The sequence below is a fragment of the Sphingomonas sp. genome (assembly GCF_035490575.1).
Classification (GTDB): Bacteria; Pseudomonadota; Alphaproteobacteria; order Sphingomonadales; family Sphingomonadaceae; genus Sphingomonas.
In genome coordinates, this window is record NZ_DATJLI010000059.1 from 1 (window position 1) to 20,445 (window position 20,445).

At 66.3% G+C, this 20,445-nt stretch carries 18 protein-coding genes; 10 read left to right on the plus strand and 8 right to left on the minus strand.

The window, feature by feature from the left end; genetic code table 11:
* Positions 1 to 1,038, plus strand: a 1,038-nt coding sequence (locus VL973_RS04285) for an NAD(P)/FAD-dependent oxidoreductase (RefSeq protein ID WP_325282792.1), incomplete at its 5' end; no start/stop codon positions are given.
* A 13-nt stretch (positions 1,039 to 1,051) separates the two neighbouring features.
* Here the strand turns inward: VL973_RS04285 and arsH are convergent.
* The 4 genes from arsH to VL973_RS04305 are packed head-to-tail and all read right to left on the minus strand — an operon-like array spanning position 1,052 to position 3,640.
* Positions 1,052 to 1,804, minus strand: coding sequence for an arsenical resistance protein ArsH (gene arsH, locus VL973_RS04290; protein ID WP_325282793.1), 753 nt, complete (start codon positions 1,802 to 1,804; stop codon positions 1,052 to 1,054).
* Positions 1,801 to 2,868 carry an ACR3 family arsenite efflux transporter gene (gene arsB, locus VL973_RS04295; protein WP_325282794.1) on the minus strand — a complete coding sequence of 356 codons (1,068 nt, stop codon included), beginning with the start codon at positions 2,866 to 2,868 and terminating at the stop codon, positions 1,801 to 1,803. The genes arsH and arsB overlap by 4 nt, the downstream gene beginning before the upstream one ends.
* Positions 2,868 to 3,296, minus strand: a complete 429-nt coding sequence (arsC, locus tag VL973_RS04300) for an arsenate reductase (glutaredoxin) (RefSeq protein ID WP_325282795.1) — start codon at positions 3,294 to 3,296, stop codon at positions 2,868 to 2,870. The genes arsB and arsC overlap by 1 nt, the downstream gene beginning before the upstream one ends.
* Positions 3,293 to 3,640 carry an ArsR/SmtB family transcription factor gene (locus tag VL973_RS04305; RefSeq protein WP_325282796.1) on the minus strand — a complete coding sequence of 116 codons (348 nt, stop codon included), beginning with the start codon at positions 3,638 to 3,640 and terminating at the stop codon, positions 3,293 to 3,295. The genes arsC and VL973_RS04305 overlap by 4 nt, the downstream gene beginning before the upstream one ends.
* A 146-nt stretch (positions 3,641 to 3,786) precedes the next feature.
* On the opposite strand from VL973_RS04305, the gene VL973_RS04310 reads away from it, so the two are divergent.
* On the plus strand, positions 3,787 to 5,118 hold the full coding sequence (locus VL973_RS04310; protein ID WP_325282797.1) for a cation:proton antiporter: 1,332 nt from the start codon (positions 3,787 to 3,789) through the stop codon (positions 5,116 to 5,118).
* A gap of 1 nt (position 5,119) precedes the next feature.
* Here the strand turns inward: VL973_RS04310 and VL973_RS04315 are convergent, their stop codons facing one another.
* Positions 5,120 to 5,806, minus strand: coding sequence for a class I SAM-dependent methyltransferase (locus VL973_RS04315; protein ID WP_325282798.1), 687 nt, complete (start codon positions 5,804 to 5,806; stop codon positions 5,120 to 5,122).
* Between the two features lie 198 nt (positions 5,807 to 6,004).
* The gene (locus VL973_RS04320; protein WP_325282799.1) at positions 6,005 to 8,854 is read right to left on the minus strand and encodes a TonB-dependent receptor; all 2,850 of its coding nucleotides are present in this window, start codon (positions 8,852 to 8,854) and stop codon (positions 6,005 to 6,007) included.
* A 169-nt stretch (positions 8,855 to 9,023) separates the two neighbouring features.
* Between VL973_RS04320 and VL973_RS04325 the strand changes: the two genes are divergently transcribed.
* Positions 9,024 to 10,073, plus strand: a complete 1,050-nt coding sequence (locus VL973_RS04325) for a phytase (protein ID WP_325282800.1) — start codon at positions 9,024 to 9,026, stop codon at positions 10,071 to 10,073.
* Between the two features lie 33 nt (positions 10,074 to 10,106).
* Here VL973_RS04325 and VL973_RS04330 read toward each other — a convergent pair whose 3' ends face one another.
* Complete coding sequence (locus VL973_RS04330; RefSeq protein WP_325282801.1) at positions 10,107 to 11,762, minus strand: carboxylesterase/lipase family protein; 1,656 nt, start codon at positions 11,760 to 11,762, stop codon at positions 10,107 to 10,109.
* 241 nt (positions 11,763 to 12,003) lie between these two features.
* On the opposite strand from VL973_RS04330, the gene VL973_RS04335 reads away from it, so the two are divergent.
* The 5 genes from VL973_RS04335 to VL973_RS04355 are packed head-to-tail and all read left to right on the plus strand — an operon-like array spanning position 12,004 to position 17,019.
* Entirely contained in the window at positions 12,004 to 14,187 is a 2,184-nt protein-coding gene (locus tag VL973_RS04335; RefSeq protein ID WP_325282802.1) for a TonB-dependent siderophore receptor, read from the plus strand.
* A 27-nt stretch (positions 14,188 to 14,214) separates the two neighbouring features.
* Positions 14,215 to 14,529, plus strand: coding sequence for a hypothetical protein (locus VL973_RS04340; RefSeq protein ID WP_325282803.1), 315 nt, complete (start codon positions 14,215 to 14,217; stop codon positions 14,527 to 14,529).
* Positions 14,526 to 16,115: a PepSY-associated TM helix domain-containing protein gene (locus tag VL973_RS04345; protein WP_325282804.1), complete on the plus strand. Its 1,590-nt coding sequence runs from the start codon at positions 14,526 to 14,528 to the stop codon at positions 16,113 to 16,115. The genes VL973_RS04340 and VL973_RS04345 overlap by 4 nt, the downstream gene beginning before the upstream one ends.
* Before the next feature lie 2 nt (positions 16,116 to 16,117).
* Positions 16,118 to 16,396: a DUF3325 family protein gene (locus VL973_RS04350; protein WP_325282809.1), complete on the plus strand. Its 279-nt coding sequence runs from the start codon at positions 16,118 to 16,120 to the stop codon at positions 16,394 to 16,396.
* A complete protein-coding gene (locus VL973_RS04355) occupies positions 16,393 to 17,019 on the plus strand; it encodes a DUF4198 domain-containing protein (RefSeq protein ID WP_325282805.1) in 627 nt (208 codons plus the stop codon). Before VL973_RS04350 ends, VL973_RS04355 begins: the two co-directional genes overlap by 4 nt.
* A gap of 51 nt (positions 17,020 to 17,070) precedes the next feature.
* Here VL973_RS04355 and mntR read toward each other — a convergent pair whose 3' ends face one another.
* The gene (gene mntR, locus VL973_RS04360; protein WP_325282806.1) at positions 17,071 to 17,493 is read right to left on the minus strand and encodes a manganese-binding transcriptional regulator MntR; all 423 of its coding nucleotides are present in this window, start codon (positions 17,491 to 17,493) and stop codon (positions 17,071 to 17,073) included.
* Positions 17,494 to 17,589: 96 nt separating this feature from the next.
* Between mntR and VL973_RS04365 the strand changes: the two genes are divergently transcribed.
* Together VL973_RS04365 and VL973_RS04370 are read left to right on the plus strand one after the other, a co-directional pair.
* Positions 17,590 to 19,686 (plus strand): TonB-dependent receptor plug domain-containing protein, encoded by a 2,097-nt coding sequence (locus VL973_RS04365; protein ID WP_325282807.1) that lies wholly within the window; start codon positions 17,590 to 17,592, stop codon positions 19,684 to 19,686.
* On the plus strand, positions 19,673 to 20,257 hold the full coding sequence (locus VL973_RS04370; RefSeq protein WP_325282808.1) for a thioredoxin-like domain-containing protein: 585 nt from the start codon (positions 19,673 to 19,675) through the stop codon (positions 20,255 to 20,257). The genes VL973_RS04365 and VL973_RS04370 overlap by 14 nt, the downstream gene beginning before the upstream one ends.
* Positions 20,258 to 20,445: the final 188 nt, after the last annotated feature.

A 20,445-nucleotide genomic window follows, 5' to 3' on the forward strand; every position in this document is an offset into this window, starting at 1 on the left:
CAACTGGCGCGGGCGGGCCTGCCGCATCTATTGGTCGAGCGTTCGCGCGAAACGGGCGATGCGCTATGCGGCGGTTTCCTCAGCTGGCGCACGCTGGCGATGCTGGAGCGGATGGGGATCGCCGCCGACACCCTCAATCCAGCGGTAGTGACGCGCGTGCGGCTGTTCGCGGGCGAGCAATCGGTCGAAGCGCAACTGCCCTTCCCCGCGCGCGGCGTGTCCCGCCGGACGCTCGACACCGCGCTGCTGGCGGCTGCCGCCAAGGCCGGGGCAGCGATCGAACGCGGCGTCGGGGTCCGCGCGATCGACGGCGGGCAGGCGCGCCTTGACGCCGGCGGGGAGATCGCCGCCGACGCGCTGTTCCTTGCCAGCGGCAAGCATGAAGTGCGCGGTCGGATGCGCCCCGTCGATGCGCGCGGACAGGACCCGACGATCGGCCTCAGGCTCCGGCTCGCCGCATCACCCGCACTCGACCGGCAGGTTGGCGACCGGATCGAACTGCACCTGGTCGATCGCGGCTATGCGGGCCTTGTCCGGCAGGAGGATGGCAGCGGCAATCTGTGCATGGCCGTCCGCCGGTCGCGGCTGCGCGAAGCGGGCGATCCCGAACGGTTGCTGGTGGACATGGCGCGCGAACTGCCCGCTCTGGGCGACCGGCTGGCGCACCGCGCCACCGGGTCGGCGGTCGATGCCGTCGCCAATGTGCCCTATGGCTGGCGTGCCGCGCCGGGTCCGGCGGGCCTGTTCCGGCTGGGTGATCAGGCGGCGGTCATTCCGTCGATCGCGGGCGAGGGCATGGCCATCGCCATCGCCAGCGCGCTGGCCGCCAGCGATGCCTATGCTCGGCATGGGCCAGCGGGTTCGGTGGCGTTCCAGCGCCGCCTTTCCCATGGACTGGCACGCCCGGTCGGCATGGCAGGCGCGGTCTGGCACCTCGCCGAACGCTCCGGCTGGGCGGGGACGGCGCTGTGGGTGGCGCGCCACCAACCGGCGCTGGTCGCGCTCGTCGCGCGGCTGACGCGGATCGACCGGCAATGAACAGACGGTGCGCCTAACCCCGCTTGCCCGGCGCGATTGCCACCGCCAAATGATCTTCCACCGCGACCGGGTTGCCCGCTGCCTTTCGTTCCGAATAACGGTCGACCAGTTGGTCGGCGTGCGGACGCAGCAGCACGGTATAGCGGACCAGTTCTTCCATCACGTCGACGATCCGGTCATAATAGCTCGACGGCCGCATCCGCCCCGCCTCGTCAAATTCCTTATACGCCATCGCCACTGACGACTGGTTCGGGATCGTCGGCATCCGCATCCACCGGCCCAGCAGGCGCAGGGCGTTGACCGCGTTGAACGATTGCGATCCACCCGACACCTGCATCACCGCCAGCGTCCGCCCCTGGGTGGGCCGCCTGCCCTTCATCTCCAGCGGCAGATGGTCGATCTGCGCCTTCATGATGCCAGTGATGGCGCCGTGCCGCTCGGGGCTGCACCACACCATGCCTTCCGACCAGAATGCATGTTCGCGCAGTTCATGGACGGCCGGGTGATCGTCGCCCGGCACCTGATCGGGCAATGGCAGGTCGGCGGGGTCGAAGATTCGCGTCTCGCAACCGAACAGCCGCAGCAACCGTGCCGCTTCCTCGACCGCCAGCCGCGAAAATGACCGTTCACGCAGGGAGCCGTAGAGCAACAGGATGCGCGGCGGCCGCTGGTCATCGCCCAGTCCGGTCGCGGGCCGCCCGATGACGAACGCCGGGTCCAGCGCGGGCAGATGATCGGGATCGGGCAATACGCGCAGTCGGGTCATGCCGCCGCTCCCGCTTCATACCATCCGCGCGTCCGCCGCACGATCGCCACCACCGACAGCATCACCGGCACTTCGACCAGCACGCCCACCACGGTCGCCAGCGCGGCGCCCGATTGCAGCCCGAACAGCGAAATCGCCGCCGCCACCGCCAGCTCGAAGAAATTGGACGCGCCGATCAATGCCGCCGGTGCCGCCACGCACCACGCGACGCCAAAACGGCGCGACAGCCAGTAAGCGATACCCGCGTTCAGATAGACCTGAACCAGGATCGGCACCGCGATCAGCGCGATCACCAGCGGCTGCGCCAGAATCTGCTCGCCCTGAAATCCGAACAGCAGCACGAGGGTGGCCAGCAGCGCGACCAGCGACACCGGTCCCAGCCGACCCAGCACCGCGTCCAGCGCGCTCTGCCCGCCTGCGCGCAGCACCAGCAGCCGGACCAGTTGCGCCACGACCACCGGCACGACGATATACAGCACCACCGACAGCATCAGCGTGTCCCACGGCACCGTGACCGCGGCGACACCCAGCAGCAGCCCGACCAGCGGCGCGAACAGGAACATCATCAACAAGTCGTTCAGTGCGACCTGGCTCAGCGTATAGGTCGGCTCGCCATCGCACAGGTTCGACCAGACGAAGACCATCGCGGTGCAGGGCGCAGCGGCCAGCAGGATCAGGCCGGCGATATAGGACGCGATCTCACCCGCGGGCAGCAACGGCGCGAACAGCCAGCCGAGGAAAAACGCGCCCAGCAGCGCCATCGAGAACGGCTTGACCGCCCAGTTGACGAACAGCGTGACGCCCACGCCCTTCCAGTGCTGGCGCACCGATCCCAGCGAGCGGAAATCGATCTTGAGCAGCATCGGCACGATCATCAGCCAGATCAGCACCGCGACGACCAGGTTGACGCGCGCGACCTCCGCCGCGGCAATGACCGCAAAGGCGCCGGGGAACAACGTGCCCAGGCCGATGCCGACGACGATGCACAAGGCGACCCAGACCGACAGATAGCGCTCGAACCCGCTGATGGCGGGCCGCGACGGCGCGGCGACGGCGGCCTCCATCAGCGCACCCGATTGCCGCCGGCGTCGACCACCTGCTCGCCATCTTCCTTGACGAACGCGCCCTGCTGCCCGGCCGGCAGGATGTCCAGCACCGCCTCCGACGGGCGGCACAGCCGCACGCCCATCGGGCTGACCACCAGCGGCCGGTTGATGAGCACGGGGTGCGCCATCATCGCATCGATCAGCGCATCGTCGCTCAAACTTTCGTCGCCCAGGCCAAGCTCGGCAAAGGGCGTGCCCTTTTCACGCAGCAACTGGCGCGGCGTGATGCCCGCGCGCTGGATCAACCGGGTCAGCATGTCGCGCGACGGCGGCGTCCTGAGATATTCGACCACATGCGGCTCGATGCCGGCATTGCGGATCATCGCCAGCGTGTTGCGCGACGTGCCGCAATCGGGGTTGTGATAGATGACGATATCGACGGTCATGGGTTCGGCTCCGTTCGGCAACAGGCAAGTTCGGCGAGCAGCGGCTCGCAAAGTTCGGCGCGCCCCTGACAGCAATCACGGGCAAGGAACATCATCAGCGCCCTGAGCGCGTCGATATTGGCGCGCTGGTTCATCTGGCGCCCGCGCTTTTCGGACACCACCAGCCCCGCTTTGACCAGGACCGACAGATGCGTGGAAAAGGTGCTCTGGCTCAGCCCCGTCATCTCGACCAGTTCGCCGGTCGACAGGCCATCCGGCGCGTGGCGGACCAGCAGGCGGAAGGTTTCCAGCCGCGTCGGATGCGCGAGCGCGGCCAAGGCGTTAAGGGCGTCGTCCATATCCATTCATCGGTTTTTATCGATGAAAGCTCGGAAAGCAAGTAACATCGGGATTTTCCGATGCCTTCGCCGCACGTCGCCGCAGTTTCGATTGCCTTGGCGGTCGAAATCGCGGAGGCGGTTATATTCCCCCCGCAGAACAATGAAACGGCATGGACGAACTGACCAAGGCGCCCGATCTCTACATCATCCTGCTGACCGCTGGCGGCCTGCTGATCGCGCTGGTTGCGTGGCTGCCGCTGGTGTTGAAGCGATTGCCGCTGTCGCTGCCCATCATCTGCATCCTGATCGGCTGTGCCGCCGCTTCGACGCCGCTTATTCCGTTCGACCCGTCGCCGCTGGCCCACCCGGCGCTGGCGGAGCGGTTCACCGAATTCGTCGTCATCATCGCGCTGATGGGCGCGGGGTTGAAGATCGACCGCCCCTTTTCGCTTCGCGGCTGGGGCGTGACCTGGCGATTGCTGGCGATCACCATGCCGCTCAGCATCGCCGCAATCCTGTTGCTCGGCCATTATGGCATCGGCCTGTCGCTGGCGGGGTCATTGCTGCTGGGGGCGGCACTGGCGCCGACGGATCCGGTGCTGGCATCGGATATTCAGGTCGGCCCGCCAAAGGGGGGCGGCGAGGATCAGGTTCGGTTCGGCCTGACATCCGAAGCCGGGTTCAATGACGGATTGGCCTTCCCGTTTGTCAATCTGGCGATCGCGCTCTCGGTTTCGGCTGCCACCGGGGAGCCGTGGTTCACCGACTGGCTGACCTATAACGTCCTGTGGGAAATCGGCGCCGGGGCCGTCGGCGGCTGGCTCGTCGGCAAGGCCTTTGGCTGGCTGACCTTTCACGTGCCGGGTCGGTCGGCCCTGGCGCGGACGGGCGACGGGCTGATCGCGGTGTCGGCGACGCTCATCTCCTACGGCCTTACCGAAATGGCGCATTGCTATGGGTTCCTGGCCGTGTTCGTCACCGCGCTGACGCTGCGCGCGGCGCATCGCGAACATGATTTCCACCGGGAGATGCACGACCTGACCGAACAGATCGAGCGGCTGGCGATGATGATGGTGCTGCTGGTGTTCGGTGCCAGCCTGATGACCGGATTGCTGCGTCCGATCGGGCTGTCCGACGTGCTCGTCGCTCTGGCGATCATCTTTGTTATTCGTCCCGCCAGCGGACTGCTGGCGATGATCGGGTCGGGCATGACGCGCGGCGAGCGGGCGGCCATCGCCTTTTTCGGCATTCGCGGCGTCGGCAGTTTCTACTATCTGGCCTATGCGCTCAACGAAGCGTCGTTCGGTGAAGCAAAGCGGCTGTGGGGCATTGTCGGACTGGTCGCGTTGCTGTCGATCCTGATCCACGGGCTGACCGTCACGCCGCTTATCCGCGTGCTCGACCGCAGCCATGGTCGCGAGCCGGATGCCGATGAACAGGCCGCTGTCCCACCCGGCGGCCAGATCGGCCCGTCGGGCAATGTCGGCAAGGTCGCCGACTGATCTATTCGGCAGCGGCGGCGCGCCGCGTCAGACGATAGACCCAGGCCGGCGGCACGTTGCGGATCGTCATGCCGACCCGCTCCGCCACCAGGTCCAGCGCGTCCAGTATCTCATCGGACACCGAACATCCGCGTGCATAAGTGAACAGGTAAAACGCCCCGTCCGCCCGCATATGGCCGAACGCGCTTTTCACGATCGCCGCGACCTGATCGTCGTCCATGTTGCGAAGGCCAAGGCCGCAGATAACGGCGCCGAACCCGTCGCCCGTCCGCGGCACGCGCGCCAGTGCCGCCGCATCGATGCCGAGCACCGCCGCCTTGGGGAAGCGCAGGCTCAGCAGCCGGGCAAAGGCCGGGTTCTGTTCCACCAGCGTCAGGTCGCGCTCGGCCACGCCGCGATCGATCAGGCGATGGGTCAGCACCCCTGTGCCCGGCCCCAGTTCAAGAACGGGTCCGGTGTCGCCCGTGATCTCCTGCGTCATCAGCGCAGCCAGCGCCGGGCCGGACGGCGCGATTGCCGCCGTGCCCGCGGGGTTGCGAACCCATGCCAGCAGGAAGCGGACCATGTCGGGCAATCCGTTCGAACGCCCCCCCGCCTTGCGCTTGCGCCGTTTGCGTGCGCCGTCGAACGCCACCACCGCACCGGCACCCGCAACCTGTCCGCACCGGTCGTTCGTGGTGCCTCGCATCTTCCCAAACCTCGCGATTGATGTCGCCGCCGCTGGGCGGAGCGCCCTTATAGGGGTGGGGCGGGAAACCGCCAGATGCAAGTGCGGCGGCCACACGCGCGCGCCCACCCGTGGCTCCGGCGGCGGCAGGCTGTCTTCGCAGGGTTGGGCGCGATCGCGACAGCAACCGCACCCCGGCCGTCTTATTTCCCGGCCGTCTTATTTCCCGAACGTCACGCGCAGGCCCAGGCTGGCCGACAGGCCATATTCCTCGAACTGGACATTCACGTCGCGCCGCCCGGCATAGCTGTAGAGCGGCCGGTCGTTCAGGTTCGTCACCTGTCCGAACACGCGCACGCCGGGCGTCACCTGATAAGCGGCGGTCAGGTCGATCTGGAGGTGTTCGTCGATAAACACATCGCCCGCCGGGTCGGTCGGATCGCCGATCTCGTCAAGGATGCGGTCGCGATAGGTCAGCGCGGCGCGGAACTGGAACCCATATTTGTCATACCCGATCGAGGCATTTGCGGTATGCCGCGCCTGAAACGGCAGCACCGCGTCGCGCGTGGTGCCATTGGGCAGCGGCACCCGCGCATCGGCGTCGGTAAAGGTGTAGTTCGCCGCGATCAGCAGCCCGTCGAGCGGCGACGGCAGGAAGGTCAGGTCCTGCTGGATATTCGCCTCGAACCCCAAAATGTCGGCGCTCTCGCCGTTGATGAAGGTGTCATAGACGTCGAACCCCTCGAACCCGTCGGTGCCGGCCAGGTCGATGCCGAAGGTCGGGTTCTGAAGCCGCTTGTAAAACGCGCCTGCCGAAATCACCGACGATCCGCTGGGGAAATATTCGACGCCCAGGTCGAAATTGTCGGCCTTGAAACGCTCCAGGTCGGGATTGCCCGCCTGCGCCTCGATCACGCCTTCGTCGTCGCGTTCGAACAGCGCGGCGGGGCGGTTCTGTTCATAGATCGGGCGCACCACGCTGCGGAAATAGGCAGCGCGCAGTTGCAGCCGCTCGGCGGCACGCCAACGGGCGTTCAGGCTGGGCAGCACATCGGTATAACTGTCGTTTATGGTGATGGGGCTGAGCGCCAGCGTGCCCGCTTCCTCGTCCAGCGACACTTCGTTACCGCGCGCGTTATATTCGGTGTGCTCGACACGCACGCCGCCCACCAGCCGCAGATCGCCGATGTCGAGCGTCGCCATCGCGTAACCGGCGTAGATGTCCTCGCGGACGCGGTAATCCTCGGCGTTCGAGTCGATGAAGCTGCCTTCCTCGTCCAGATCGTCATCGAACGCCGCCTGATTGGCGCGGATGAAGTCGGCGACCGCGCGCGGGTCGTTCTGCGGCGCGATCAGGCCGAGCGGATAGTCGATATCGGGGTTCAGGAAATCGGCGACGGTTGCGCCCTGATCCGCGCCGCCATAGATGCGCGCGTCGAGGTTCGTCATGCGTTCGCGCAGCGCGATCTTGGCGCCGGTCTTGATCGCGCCAGGCAGGTCGCCGAACACGCCGTCCAGCGTGAAGTCGATGCGCGCCGAATAACGCTGGTCCAGCGTGCGCGAATCCTCCCGGATCACTTCGTCCAGTTCATAGGCGGTCGGGTCGGCGAAACCGGGACCGCTGGTGATGATGCGCGGGCGGCGCGCGTCGGCCAGGTCGGTGCCGATCAGCGTGTCGCTGTCGCTGAAATCGGCGACGAAGATCGCCTCGGCATAATCGGGATTGTCCTCCCCCGCCTGCGAATAGTCGATCTGATAATCGACGGTCAGGTCGCCGGCGCGGTTGTGGCCGCCGAACGCGACCGAATAGATGGTCTGCGTTTCCTTGCGCTGGCTGGCATAGCTTTCGACTTCCTGATTGGCGAGCAGCAGGCGGGTCGGCCCCGCCTCGACAATGTTGTCGCCGTCATCGGGGTCGAGTTCGACAATGGTGCCGCTCTGCCGCTCGTCGTCGGTGAAACGCGAATATAGCTGGCGGACATAGAAGGACACATCGTCGTTCACGCGCCAGTCGATGTTCAGCGTCGCGCCCAGCCGTTCGCGGCTGAGCACATAATCGCGTGGTTCGGCGGACACGGGGAACAGGCTGCCGTCGATCGAATCGACTTCGCCGTCACCATTCTCGATCCCGTCGGAGCCGAGTTGACGGTCGAAATAGCTGATCGCGCCGTAAATGCCGATCTCGCCCATGCCCGTGTCGAACACGTTGGAGGCTGCGGCGCTCAGACGCGGGCTGACTTCGTCGCGGAGCTGGTTGTAATTGCCCTCCGCGCTGGCGGTTGCGTAAAACCCGCTGCGGTCGAACGCGGTCGCGCTTTCGATCTGGACCGTGCCGCCGATCGAATTGGCGTCGAGATCGGGCGTCAGGCTTTTGACGACGGTCAGCTTGGACAGCACGTCCGACGGGATGACGTCGAGCGCGACCTGTCGCTGGTCGCCTTCCGCCGATGGCAGGTCGATGCCGTTCACCGTCACCGCGTTCAGATTGGGGCTGATGCCGCGCACCGAGATGAAGCGCCCCTCGCCCTGATCGCGGTTGATTGCGACGCCGGGAATGCGCTGTGCCGCTTCGGTCACGTTCTGGTCGGGAAACTGACCGATGAAATCCGCCGACACGCCGTCCTGCACGCGGGTCGAGGTGCGCTTGTCGTTGATGGCAGAGGACAGGTTGGCGCGCGTGCCGACGACCAGGATATTGGCATCGCTGGCGACATCGGCGCCGATCGCGACCGTCACCTCCGCACGCTGTCCCGGTGCCACGCTGACCTCAACCGTCTCGGCAGGCGCGCCGACGTAAGTGACGCGCAGCGTATAGTCGCCCGCCGGGACGCCGGTGAATACGAAGCGGCCGTCATCGCGCGTGGTGACGGTGCGGTTCAGCTCGACGATCCGCACTTCCGCGTCGCCGAAAAACGCGCTGCCGGTGGTGTCGCCCACCCGGCCCGAAATGCTCCCCTCCCCGCGTGCCTGAGCGCTGGCAACAGGTGTCAGGCCCGGTCCCATGCCGGCCACCATCGCCGCCACTGCGGTGCCAAGGCCGAGCGCGCGGATGCGCTTCGCTACGTTCATCTGATTTCCCCCGGAGACGCGGGGTCGCTGCCCCGTCCTTGGCCGCCGGATAGGCGGCGCAAATGACAGATTGATCTCCCAACCAAGACAGTTCGGTGTCACCGTCGTCACAAAAATGTCGGTTAAATCCGTCACATGGCCCGGTCTGGAAGACAGCGGGGAAATCGACATGCGGATCGTTCTTGCGGCAGTGGCCGCCACCATGCTGGCCGGGTGCGCCACCACCATGCCCAACCCGCCCTGGGCGCTGGGTGAGGCTCCGGCACTGGTCAGGGCGCGGGTCGAAACGCTGGTGACGACCGATCCGACGGTCGACGCCGACGACCCTGCATTCTGGGCCGACCCCGCCGATCCGTTACGCGCGGTGATGTTCGGCACCGACAAGACCGATGGCCTTTATGTGCACAACATGGACGGCGGCGTCCGGCAATTCCTGCCCAGCGGGCCGCTCAACAATGTCGATCTTCGCACCGGCTTCATGGTCGACGGGCGCGAACAGGTGCTGGTCGCCGCGACCAATGACGGCAAGCTGGGCATCAACCTGTATCTGTTCGATCCCACGACGATGCAGACGCGCGACTGGGGCTTTGTCGCGACCGACATGGGCGAACCCTATGGCTCGTGCGTCGGGCGCAGCGGCGACACATTCTATGTAGTCGCCAACAACAAGCTGGGCGACATCAAGCAGTGGACGGTGCGCGCGGGCGCCAACGGTCCCGAACTGACGCTGCGGGGCAGCCGCAAGCTGTCGAGCCAGCTCGAAGGGTGCGTGTCCGATGACGTGAACGGCACGCTGTATGTCGGTGAGGAGGATGTCGGCATCTGGCGCTTCCCGCTCGACCCCACCGTCGCCGCCGAGCCGAAGTCGGTCGCGCGGATCGATCGCCAGCGCATCACCGACGATGTGGAAGGGCTGACGATCATGCAGGACGGCGATGCCCGCTACCTGATCGCTTCGTCGCAGGGCGATAGCACCTTCGCCGTGTTCCGCATCACCGGGGGCACGGAAACCTATGTCGGGCGCTTCGCCGTGGTCGATGGCGACACGATCGACGGCGTAACCGAAACCGATGGCGTCGATGCGTGGTCGGGTCCGATCGGTCCCTTTCCCGAAGGCGCGCTGGCGATGCACGACGACCGCGACGGCACGGGACCGCAGCAGAACTTCAAGATGGTCGACTGGCGCGACGTGCGCGCCGCGCTGAAACTGCCGCGCTGATTAAAGGGGGGGGGCGATCGCCCCCCCATTGCCTCAGGTCGCCGGCGTCAGCGTCGCCAGTTCCGCGTCGATCGCGGTCAGCTTCTCGCGCGTCGCCATGGCGGGCGCATAGCCGTGAAGCGCCTCCAGCGTGATGCCGCGCGCCATGTCGACCTGCGCGCCGGCGACAAATTGCGGCAGGTGACGCGTCAGCACCGCCTTTGCGGCGGGATCGTCCAGCAAGACGCCGATGGATGTCGTCAGGCTGTTATACTTGCCCGATGCCATCGCCGCCTTCATCCGCTGCTGTTCGTCGCTGATCTCCGCGCCCCACGGGTCGCGACCGGCAACGGCGCGACCCTCGGCGGCGAAGTCGATGATCTCGTCGCCCGCCCGGCTGTGCTTCGGCCACACCGTCAGCCCCGTGCCATTGGGATCACCGGTCTTGACGAAATTGACGATATAGCGGCTGACCATCTTGCCGACCGCCGCGTCCTTTGCCGTCGTATCGGCACCATATTTGATCGCCGTATTATCAAAGAAATACGGTATCTCCGCGGCATGCTGTGCGCCCGGCTGACCGATCGAATCAGCGACATAGGAGAAGCGATATTCGTGCACCGGAACGCCCTTGTCGGCGAGCATGTCGGCCACGTTGCTGGCACCGGCAATCATGAACCCGCTCTTGCCGCCGATATCGGCACTGGTCGCGCCCACCATCACCGGCACGCGGTTGAACTGGTCGGCGGCATATGCCTTTTCCAGATCGACGAGCAATTTGCCGTCCACGAACGGCCCGACATAGGTTTCAGGACCCGTGCCCCGCTCCATCAGGTTCAGGCCATCCGTCACCTGCTCGGCGGTCAGGGCGCGCAGCCGCTGCAACGCATCGGGCGCGGCGGGATCGATATCGTGCCGCCGGGCGAAGTTGGCGCCCGCCTGCTCGGCGTCGGCCAGCGTCTTGCCCCCGGTCGAGGTGCCGTCGCCGCCCGACATGATGACGGCCTTTGCGAACAATCCCCGGCTTTGCGGTGAGGTCAGCAGATGGTGGACCGACATGCCGCCCGCGCTCTCGCCGATGATCGTCACGTTCGACGGATCGCCGCCGAACGCCGCGATGTTGCGCTGAACCCATTTCAGCGCGGCGATCTGGTCCATGGTGCCGTAATTGCCCAGCATCCCGCCATCGGCGTTCGCGGCGGTCAGCGCCGGAAAGGCGAACGTCCCGAACCGCCCGACGCGGTAGTTGAAGCTGACGAAAACGACGCCCTGCCGGGCAAGATTGTCACCGGCATAAGTGGGTGGCGACGCGCCGCCATTCACGAACCCGCCGCCATAGATCCACACCATCACCGGCAACTTGTCCGCGCCGCCCGCCGGACGCCAGACATTGGCGTAAAGGCAATCCTCCGCCGGGGTCGTGCCCAAGGGCGCGGCATCGCTGGGAAACGGCTTTTGCATGCAGTCGGCGCTGTATTGCCTGGTGTTTCGCACCGCCTGCCACGGCGTCACCGGCTGCGGCGCGCGCCAGCGCAATTCGCCGACCGGCGGCTGGGCAAAGGGAATGCCTTTCCAGCTCAGGACACCGTCCGCGGCGCTTCCGGCGACGGGTCCCGTATCGATGCGAACCTGCGTTTCCTGCGCCGGCACGGCCGTTGCCGAAGCCAGAGCCACGCTTGCCAGCAGCGCGCGCGCGACAACAATTTTCATTTCGTTCACCCTCCCCTGTTCGCCCCGCCGGCATTCATGCCCTCTTCCGGGAAGCCCCACTTTCGGCCGCATCCAGATCACGGCGCAAGCGCTATTGTTGCGCGACTCTGATATCAATTCGTGGGCTGTTTGGCAGTTATCAGAGCGACGGTCTCCGGCCCTCAACGTTATTGCGAATAATTCTCTTTACCTGAAACCGACTCGGCGATAATGCGACCTGATATCAACAAGGGGGTTTGCATTGTCTGCTGCTATTGGCCTTTGGTCGCTCGCGCTGGTGCTCGGAACATCGGGCGATCCGCGTCCCACGAACGTCGGTATCGACGCCGACAACACGGCGGACGTACAGGACCGTGACATCATCGTCGATGGTGAACGGGACAAGCGCCCCACGACCTCGACGCGGCTGCCGCTGTCGCTCAAGGAAACGCCGCAGTCCGTAACGGTGGTCGATCGCCAGCGGATCGAGGATTTCAACCTGAACACCGTGGCCGACGTGCTGGCGCAGACACCCGGCGTCACGGTCAACACGATCGACAGCAACCGCTCGAACTTCAACGTGCGCGGCTTTGCCGTTCGTAACTTCCAGCTCGACGGCGTGCCGACAATTTATCAGGTCAGCGGTTATGAAAACAGCGCCGTCGGCGACATGGCGATCTATGACCGGGTCGAAATCGTGCGCGGTGCGGCGGGCCTGCTGGCCGGCGTCGGCGATCCTTCTGCGACGGTCAACCTGATCCGCAAGCGCGCGCCGCGTGAGCTGCGCGGCTATTTCAACCTGACGGCGGGTTCATGGTCCTATTACCGCATGGAGGCCGATGTCGGCGGGCCGCTGACGCGCGACGGCGCGGTCCGCGCGCGTGTCGCCGCCGCTTACACCGACACCGAATCCTACATCGACCTGCAACATGACCGGAACCCGGTGGTCTATGCCACGATCGAGGCGGACGTGACCCCGCACACCCGGCTGCGGGTCGGCGGCGATTATCTTCGCACCAATTCGCAGGGCGCGGGATGGGGCACGGTGCCGCTGTTGTTCAACGATGGCACGCCGACCGACCTGCCGCGCTCCTTCACCGGCACCGCCAACTGGAGCACCTGGTCGCGTGAGCAGACGACACTGTTTGCCGCCGCCGAACAGGATATCGGCGACCGCTGGCTGCTGCGCGTCAGCTATAACCGCCGCGCGGGCACGAACGAAAGCGCGCTGCTCAACATCGCCAACGGCCTGCCCGATCGTCAGGGCAACGGGCTGGCCATGTGGACCTTTTACGGGGAACTGGACCAGCATGAAGATGCCGTCGACGGCTATGTCGCCGGCAAGGTCAGGCTGTTCGGCCGCGATCATGAAGTGGTCGGCGGCGTCAACTGGTTCGACCGCAGCTTCACCGTCAACCAGTCAGCCTTCGACCTGACGGGCTATCCCACCACCGCACCCAGCATCATCGGGTGGACGGGCAATCTGGCGCGCCCGCCGATCATTCAGTCGGACGCGCCCGACTGGACGCAGGGTTTCGAGCAACTCGGCGCATATGGCGTCATCCGCCTCAATCCGGCCGACTGGCTCAAGATCATCGCGGGCGGGCGCTATACCGATTACAGCTCAGGCCGCGACAATTTCCGACCGGGTGTCGCCGACCCCGCCGGGCAGGACGAACAACGCTTCGCCCCTTATGGCGGCGTAGTCGTGGACCTGACGCGCGCGGTTTCGCTCTATGCCAGCTATGCCAGCGTGTTCTCCCCCGTGTCGGCGCGCGGGGCCGACGGCAATCTGCTCGACCCCACGGTCGGCGCCAATTACGAGGCGGGGGTCAAGGCGACACCGTTCGGTGAAGGCTTCACCATGTCGGCCGCCGGTTTCCACATCCGGCAGGACAATATCGCCGTCGCCGATCCGACCGCGCCGTTGCTGCCCGATGGTTCGACCCCCTCGATCTCGGTCTCCGGTGTCAGCACCTGGGGCGGGGAAGCCGAACTGGCGGGTGAGCCGATCGCCGGATGGACGCTGGCCGCCAGCTATACCTATGCCCGCAGCGAGGATCGCACCGGGGAACGCGTGCTGCCGCAATTCCCGCTGCACATCGCGCGGCTCTATACCACCTATCGGCTGCCGGGCGATCGGCTGACGGTCGGCGGCGGCGTCAGCGCCCAGTCGCGCATGTTCGTGACCGGCGCGGTTCCGACCGGCGCGTTCAACACCGACGGCACGCCGGTTACGGCGCCGGGCGAAGTCAGCCAGGGCGGCTATGCGCTGGTCGACCTGCTGCTGCGATACCGCGTGACCGATCAGGCGACGCTGGGCGTAAACGTCTCCAACCTGTTCGACCACGAATATTACCGCAATGTCAGCTTCGGCTTTGGCGGTCCGGGCGGCTTTTACGGTGCGCCGCGCCGGGTGATGGGGAACATCCGCGTTGGCTTTTGATGCTGCCATGAACCGTGGCGGCGTGCGGTGACGAGCGTGACCGACATGCCACGCGCGCGGTGGCTGCGTCGCGGTGACATCGCGCTCCGCACGCTGGCCGCCGTGCCGCTGGGCTATGCCGTGTCCAGCCTGTGGGGCATGGCGCTGGCGCGCATCCTGCCGATGGCGCGGGCAGAGGCGTCGATCACCGGCGGGCTGGTCGCGCTGGCGTTGTGCGCGGTGGCGGCGATGTATGCTTTCGCCGCGCGCAGCGGTTTGCGCGCCTGCATCTTCCTCACGCTGCTGGGCGGCGTGGCGGGCGCCATCACCTGGGCATCGATCGCCGCCGGGGGCCGGGCATGAGCAAGGGGTTCCGTCAGAGCCAGGCATGGCTGCACACCTGGTCGGGGCTGTTGCTCGGCTGGCTGCTGTTCGTCGTGTTCCTGACCGGCACCGTTGCCTTCTGGCGCGAAGGCATGAACCGGTGGATGCGTCCCGAACTGGCGCGGGTTGAAAGCCCGATGACGGTGCTGGCGGGGGCGCAACGCTTCCTCGAGGGCAAGGCCCCCGATGCCAAGTCCTGGTTCATCGCCCTCCCCGGCCCCGCCGCCCCCGCCGCCCAATTGTTCTGGGTGCCGCAGCCCACGCCCGGCGAACCGCTGCGTCGTCGCGGACGCCGCGACAATCAGGCGCTGATCGGTGCCGATGGTCAGCCGGTGACCGCTCGCGAGACGCGCGGCGGCGAGTTCTTCTATCGCTTTCACTTCGACCTTTATTACATGCCGGTCATCTGGGCGCGGTGGCTGGTCGGCGCCGCGACCTTCATGATGCTGGTGGCGATCCTGAGCGGGGTGGTCACGCACAAGAAGATCTTCCGCGATTTCTTCACGTTGCGCCGCGCCAAGGGGCAGCGATCATGGCTGGACGGGCACAACGCGACCGCGGTGCTGGCGCTGCCGTTTCACCTGATGATTACCTATACCGGACTGGTGACGCTGATGGCATTGCTGATGCCCTGGGCCACGGTCGCCAATTACGAGGATGAGCGGAAGTTTTTCGACGCGTTGTTCCCCCATGTCGAAGCCGCCGAGCGCAGCGGCACGCCCGCGCCGCTTACGGACCTTCGCACGCTGGTGCGCGACGCCGAACGGCGGCTGGGCGGCGAAGCGGGCGCGGTGGAGGTCAGCCAGCCCGGCGACGCCGTGGCGCTGGTCACGGTCAGCCGCGCGTCCGGCTCGATGCTGAACAGCCGCACGCCAAAGGTCACGTATAACGGTGCGACCGGCGCGGTGGTGTGGGCGTCTCCCGCCCCCGGCGCGGCGGCGGTGACGGCGGGCGCGATGATCGGGCTGCACGCCGGGCGCTTCGCCGACACGACCCTGCGCTGGATTTACTTCCTGTGCGGTGTTGCGGGCACGCTGATGGTCGCGACGGGCCTGATCCTGTGGACCGTCAAGCGGCGGGAGAGACTGCCCGATCCCGCGCGCCCCCATTTCGGCTTCCGCCTGGTCGAACGGCTGAACATCGCGGTTATCGGCGGGTTTCCGCTGGCAGTGGCGGCGATGCTGTGGGCCAACCGCCTGCTGCCCGTCGCGATGAGCGACCGCGCCGCGTGGGAAGTGCACGCGCTGTTCATCGCCTGGGGCGCGGCTACGCTGCTCGCGCTGTCGGTAAAGCCCGTGCGCGGCTGGACGGGGTTGCTGACTGCGACGGGGCTGCTGCTGGGCCTGATCCCGCTTTACAATATCGGCTTTACCAACCGGGGCCTGTTCATGTCGGCGCAGGCGAGCGATTGGCTGCCGGTCGGGGTCGACCTGACGCTGCTGGTTTTTGGCGCAGGCTATCTGGCAACCGCCCGGCGCGTCGGCCGCTATCGCCCGCCAGCGCCAAAGCGGCGGAGTGCCGTCATGCCCGTCGCTTCGACCACCTTGCTGGAACCGGCCGAGTGACCATGATCGCACTGATCCTGTCGGTGGTTGCGTTTGCGCTGCTGGGCCTGTCGACCGATGCCCATGCCCTGGCACGGCTGGGTGTCCGGCCCGATGCGCCGGCGCGCCGGTTCCGGCGCATCGTAACATGGGCCTTGCTGGCGGTGGCCTTTGTCGCCGCCGTGCTGCGCCATGGCTGGGTATTCGGTCCCGTATATTGGTCGGGCATCGTCATGCTGGCCGCCGGGCTGGTATTTCTTGCACTCAACCTGCTCCCCCCATCGCTGAGGATCAAAAGATGAAGCTGTTTGCCCTCGCCGCCGTGTTGTTCGCCCTCCCCTCCGCCGCCGCCGCCCATGAGGTGTGGATCGAGCGCGACAGCAGCGGCCCGGCGCGAATCTATCTCGGCGAACCGGCCGATGTCCTGCCCGAAGGCGGCGACCCCGAGTTCGAAAAGCTGGTGGCTCCCCGACTGTTGTCGCCGGTAACGGGTCCGGTCGCACGCCGCGCGGGCTTTCTGGAAGTCGCCGTCGCGCCCGGCGACGTGCGCGCATGGGATGACAGCGTGTTCCAGCCCTGGGGCGAAGCGGGCAAGCGCGAGTCGGTCGTATATTATGCCCGCGCGGGCCGCGCTGAACCGCGCGCGACCATGCCGCTGGAAATCGCACCCGTGTCGGCGAATGGCGATCGCTTCACCGTAATCCGCGACGGCAAACCCGTCGCCGGTGCCAAGGTGCTGGTCGTGTCGCCCGACAAATGGACCCGCACGCTGGTGGCGAACGACGCGGGAATGGTGGCGGTGCCGGGACGCGAGGCGGGCCGGTATCTGTTGTCGGTGTCGATCCGGGACGAAGGCGATCATGCCACGCCCGGCGGGCCGGTCGCGGTCCTGCATCGCATCGCCACGACCACATTCGTGCGCTGAAGGACCTTCCCGGCGCCGGACATCGAGGAACTGGCGCCGGGACAAACGTTCTCAGGGGCGCAGCTGCTTTGTCAGCTCGCGTAGTCGAACCAGGGTCACGTCGCTGACGTGATGCTCGATCCCCTCCGAATCCGCGTGCGCCACCGCCTCGTCCAGTCCAAGGGCCAGCAGGAAGTCGAAAACCACCTTGTGCCGCTCCCGTGAAGCGTCCGCCATGTCCCGGCCGCGTTCGGTCAGAAAAATCGAGCGATAGCGCTTGCTCTCGACCAGGCCGTCGCGGCGAAGGCGCGCGATCACCTTGGATGCGGTCGCCTGGGTGACGCCCAGCCGCTCGGCTACGTCGGTCAGGCGCGCCTCACCCTCCGCGGCGATAAGGTCGCCGATCAGCTCGACATAATCCTCGGATATCTCGGTAAGATGCGCCTGGCGCGTTTTACGAAAGGCGGCGGCGCGATCGGCGGCGGTCATCGGCATCGCCCGATCCTAGCGGACCGAAACGCAACCGCAAACATGGAACTTGCGCCCCACTTCTAGATTTAGCTATGGCTAAGTGTGTTTGCAGGAGGTCGCGTGACGGGCTTGTCGATCGTGGCGATACTGGCCGCAACAGCACAGCCAGCGCCGGTCCCCGCCGCCGGGACCGACGGTCAGCGCGAGCAGGCCATCGTCGTCACCGGCACGCGAACCCCGCGAACCATCCGCGAGGCACCGGTGCGAACCGACGTCATCGGCCCGGCGTTGCTGGAACGCGCTGCGCCGCGCAACCTTGCCGACGCGATCGACTTCCTTCCGGCGGCGCGCTCCGAGAGCAACTGCCAGAACTGCAATACTACCGAAATTCAGCTACTCGGTCTGCCCGGCGCCTATAACCAGATCCTGCTTGACGGCCTTCCGCTCGTCACCGGCGTGGCGGCGGTTTATGGCGTCGAGCAGATTCCGGCCGTGCTGGTCGACCGTATCGAAGTGGTGAAGGGCGGCGCCTCGGCCCTTTACGGTCCCGGCGCCGTCGCCGGCGTCGTGAACGTCATCCCCACGCGCCCGGAACGCGACATGGTCCGCGTCGCTGTGGATACGCAGCGAGCCGAAGGCCGCCAGACCGCCTTCGGCTCGCTGCTGGGCGCCAGGACATTCGCACAAGGCTTCATCAATATCTTCGCGCAAGCCGATTACAGCCCGGCGATCGACCTGAACGACGATGGATACAGCGAACTGGCGCGACGCAGGCTCGTCACCGCCGGCACGCGCGGCGAGTGGCAGCCGGACGAAGGCACCACGATCGCGATCGATTATCAGTTCACGGCCGAGCAACGGCGCGGTGGCAATCTGCTCGATCGCCCTGCCCATCTTGCGAACATCACCGAACAGATCGACAGCGAAGTCCATCGTGGCTCGATCAACGTCACGCAGATGCTGGGACCGGACACCCGGCTGATCGGAACCTATGCAGTGTCGCAGCTCGCCCGCCACAGCTTCTACGGCGGGCTGGGCGAAGTGGAGACCGATCCCGATGCGCCCGGGTTCGACCCCGACGCGTTGGCGGATGCCACGGCGATCAGCCGCAACCAATATGGCCGCACCGCCGACACCTTTCATTATGGGGAAATACGGCTGGAGACGCTGACCGGCGCGCATGCATTGCTCGGCGGCGTGCAATATCGCGCTGAAAAGGTCAGGGATCGCGGCGAGGATGTCGACGGCAATATGCTGTTGACCATCGTCGACGGTCGCTTCAGCACCATCGGCGGTTTCGTGCAGGACGAATGGACGCTGAGCGATAGCCTGCGGCTCGTGCTTGGCGGGCGCGTTGACCAAAGCTCGGAGCTGGACGATTTCATCGTTTCGCCGCGCATCGGCCTTTGGGCCTCGCCCTCCCCCGCACTGGTGCTGCGCGCCAACTATTCGACCGGCTATCGCGCGCCGGAGGTGTTCAGCGAGGACATCCATGTCGACGTGCTGGGTGCTGCTCCGATCGGAATCGTCAATACAACGGGCCTCGTCGCGGAGCGCGCGGACAGTTTCGCCCTCGGTTTCGACTGGCGGCCGACCTGGCGCGACGGCGCCTTCACGCTCGACGGACAGGCCTATTTGACCAAGCTGCGCGACACCTTCTTCCTTGGCGAGTTGGAGACAGCGGCGAACGGAGCGCTGTTCCGCACGCGTTCAAATGCGGGCGGCAGTCAGGTGGCCGGCGCAGAGATAAACATCACCTATCGCTTCTCCCCCACGCTCAACGCCAGTGTCGGCGCGGCATATATCGATGCGCGCTACGACGATGAGCAGGTGGTGTTCGATGATGGCGCGACTGTTCTGGCGACCCATCGCTACCTGAAATCGCCGCGTCTTGCCGGCGTGGTGCAGATGGTGTGGCGCACGACACCATCATTCGATGCGTTTCTGGCGGCGCGCTACACCGGGTCGATGGATGTGCTCAACAATCGCCTGGGCGCTATCCAGCGTAGTCCCGACTATCTGGTGCTGGATCTGACCGGCACCCGGCATTTTCCGGTCGGCGACGACAACCGCGAGATCGACGTGACGTTCGGGATCAGGAACCTGACCGACGCGCGCCAGCGCGACCTCGAAACCGGCGCCGCGCGAGACAGCGACTATGTCTATGGCCCGCGCCTGCCGCGCGCATTCTTTGTGCGGATCAATGCGCGGCTATAGGGCGCTTCTGCCATTCGCGGCAATATGCCTCATCGGCGCAGCGCCGGTATCGACGCCGCTCGGCACCGCCTTTCACCGCCTATCCCAGGGCCGGACGATACGGGCAACCCTGCCCGCCGATACAAGGCGCGTCGCGATCTACTATGGCGCAAGCTGGTGCGGTCCGTGCCGCGCTTTCGTGCCCGAACTGATCGCCGCCTACCCGCGGCTGCGCGCACGCGGCGTCGAAGTGCTGTTCGTCAGCGATGACGCGACCTGCGCCGCTGCGCTCGACTATGCCCGTGTCAGCCGAATGCCTTGGCTGCTTCTGCCATGCGATCGCCAGCGCCGGAGGCATCTGCGTATGCTGGGCGGCAAGGCCCTGCCGGGTATCGTGGTAGTGGACCGGCAAGGCCGGCAAGTCGCGGACAGTTGGGAACCCGACGACCACAGCCGGCCGCGCCGTATCTTGAACGCGTTGCTGTCGGCGCCGTCGCCGGCAGCTTTGACTGTTCGCAGGTATCCGCGCCGGGCTGGTCGGGACGGCCGCTGCAACAGTGAACGCTGCGGCTGTCTAGCGTATCCAGGCTAGTTCGGCGCCGCAGCTTTCCCGGCCGCCTTGGTTCAGGAGATTATCAAGGCGTCCGTGCAGGAGATATGTTGTAAGCGCCCTGGCGGTTGCATATTGCGGCGACACGAAAAAGCCGCCTCGGGGTGGTCCCGGGGCGGCGTTTTTTTGTTTGGTTGCGGGGACAGGATTTGAACCTGTGACCTTCAGGT

Bases quoted from the DNA above. Each gene is read 5' to 3' on its own strand.
- arsH (WP_325282793.1), bottom strand. From the start codon at position 1,804: ATGACCCGACTGCGCGTATTGCCCGATCCCGATCATCTGCCCGCGCTG.
- VL973_RS04330 (WP_325282801.1), bottom strand. From the start codon at position 11,762: ATGAAAATTGTTGTCGCGCGCGCGCTGCTGGCAAGCGTGGCTCTGGCT.
- VL973_RS04345 (WP_325282804.1), top strand. From the start codon at position 14,526: ATGAGCAAGGGGTTCCGTCAGAGCCAGGCATGGCTGCACACCTGGTCG.
- arsB (WP_325282794.1), bottom strand. From the start codon at position 2,868: ATGGAGGCCGCCGTCGCCGCGCCGTCGCGGCCCGCCATCAGCGGGTTC.
- VL973_RS04305 (WP_325282796.1), bottom strand. From the start codon at position 3,640: ATGGATATGGACGACGCCCTTAACGCCTTGGCCGCGCTCGCGCATCCG.
- VL973_RS04310 (WP_325282797.1), top strand. From the start codon at position 3,787: ATGGACGAACTGACCAAGGCGCCCGATCTCTACATCATCCTGCTGACC.
- VL973_RS04325 (WP_325282800.1), top strand. From the start codon at position 9,024: ATGCGGATCGTTCTTGCGGCAGTGGCCGCCACCATGCTGGCCGGGTGC.
- VL973_RS04355 (WP_325282805.1), top strand. From the start codon at position 16,393: ATGAAGCTGTTTGCCCTCGCCGCCGTGTTGTTCGCCCTCCCCTCCGCC.
- VL973_RS04350 (WP_325282809.1), top strand. From the start codon at position 16,118: ATGATCGCACTGATCCTGTCGGTGGTTGCGTTTGCGCTGCTGGGCCTG.
- VL973_RS04320 (WP_325282799.1), bottom strand. From the start codon at position 8,854: ATGAACGTAGCGAAGCGCATCCGCGCGCTCGGCCTTGGCACCGCAGTG.
- VL973_RS04370 (WP_325282808.1), top strand. From the start codon at position 19,673: ATGCGCGGCTATAGGGCGCTTCTGCCATTCGCGGCAATATGCCTCATC.
- VL973_RS04315 (WP_325282798.1), bottom strand. From the start codon at position 5,806: ATGCGAGGCACCACGAACGACCGGTGCGGACAGGTTGCGGGTGCCGGT.
- mntR (WP_325282806.1), bottom strand. From the start codon at position 17,493: ATGCCGATGACCGCCGCCGATCGCGCCGCCGCCTTTCGTAAAACGCGC.
- arsC (WP_325282795.1), bottom strand. From the start codon at position 3,296: ATGACCGTCGATATCGTCATCTATCACAACCCCGATTGCGGCACGTCG.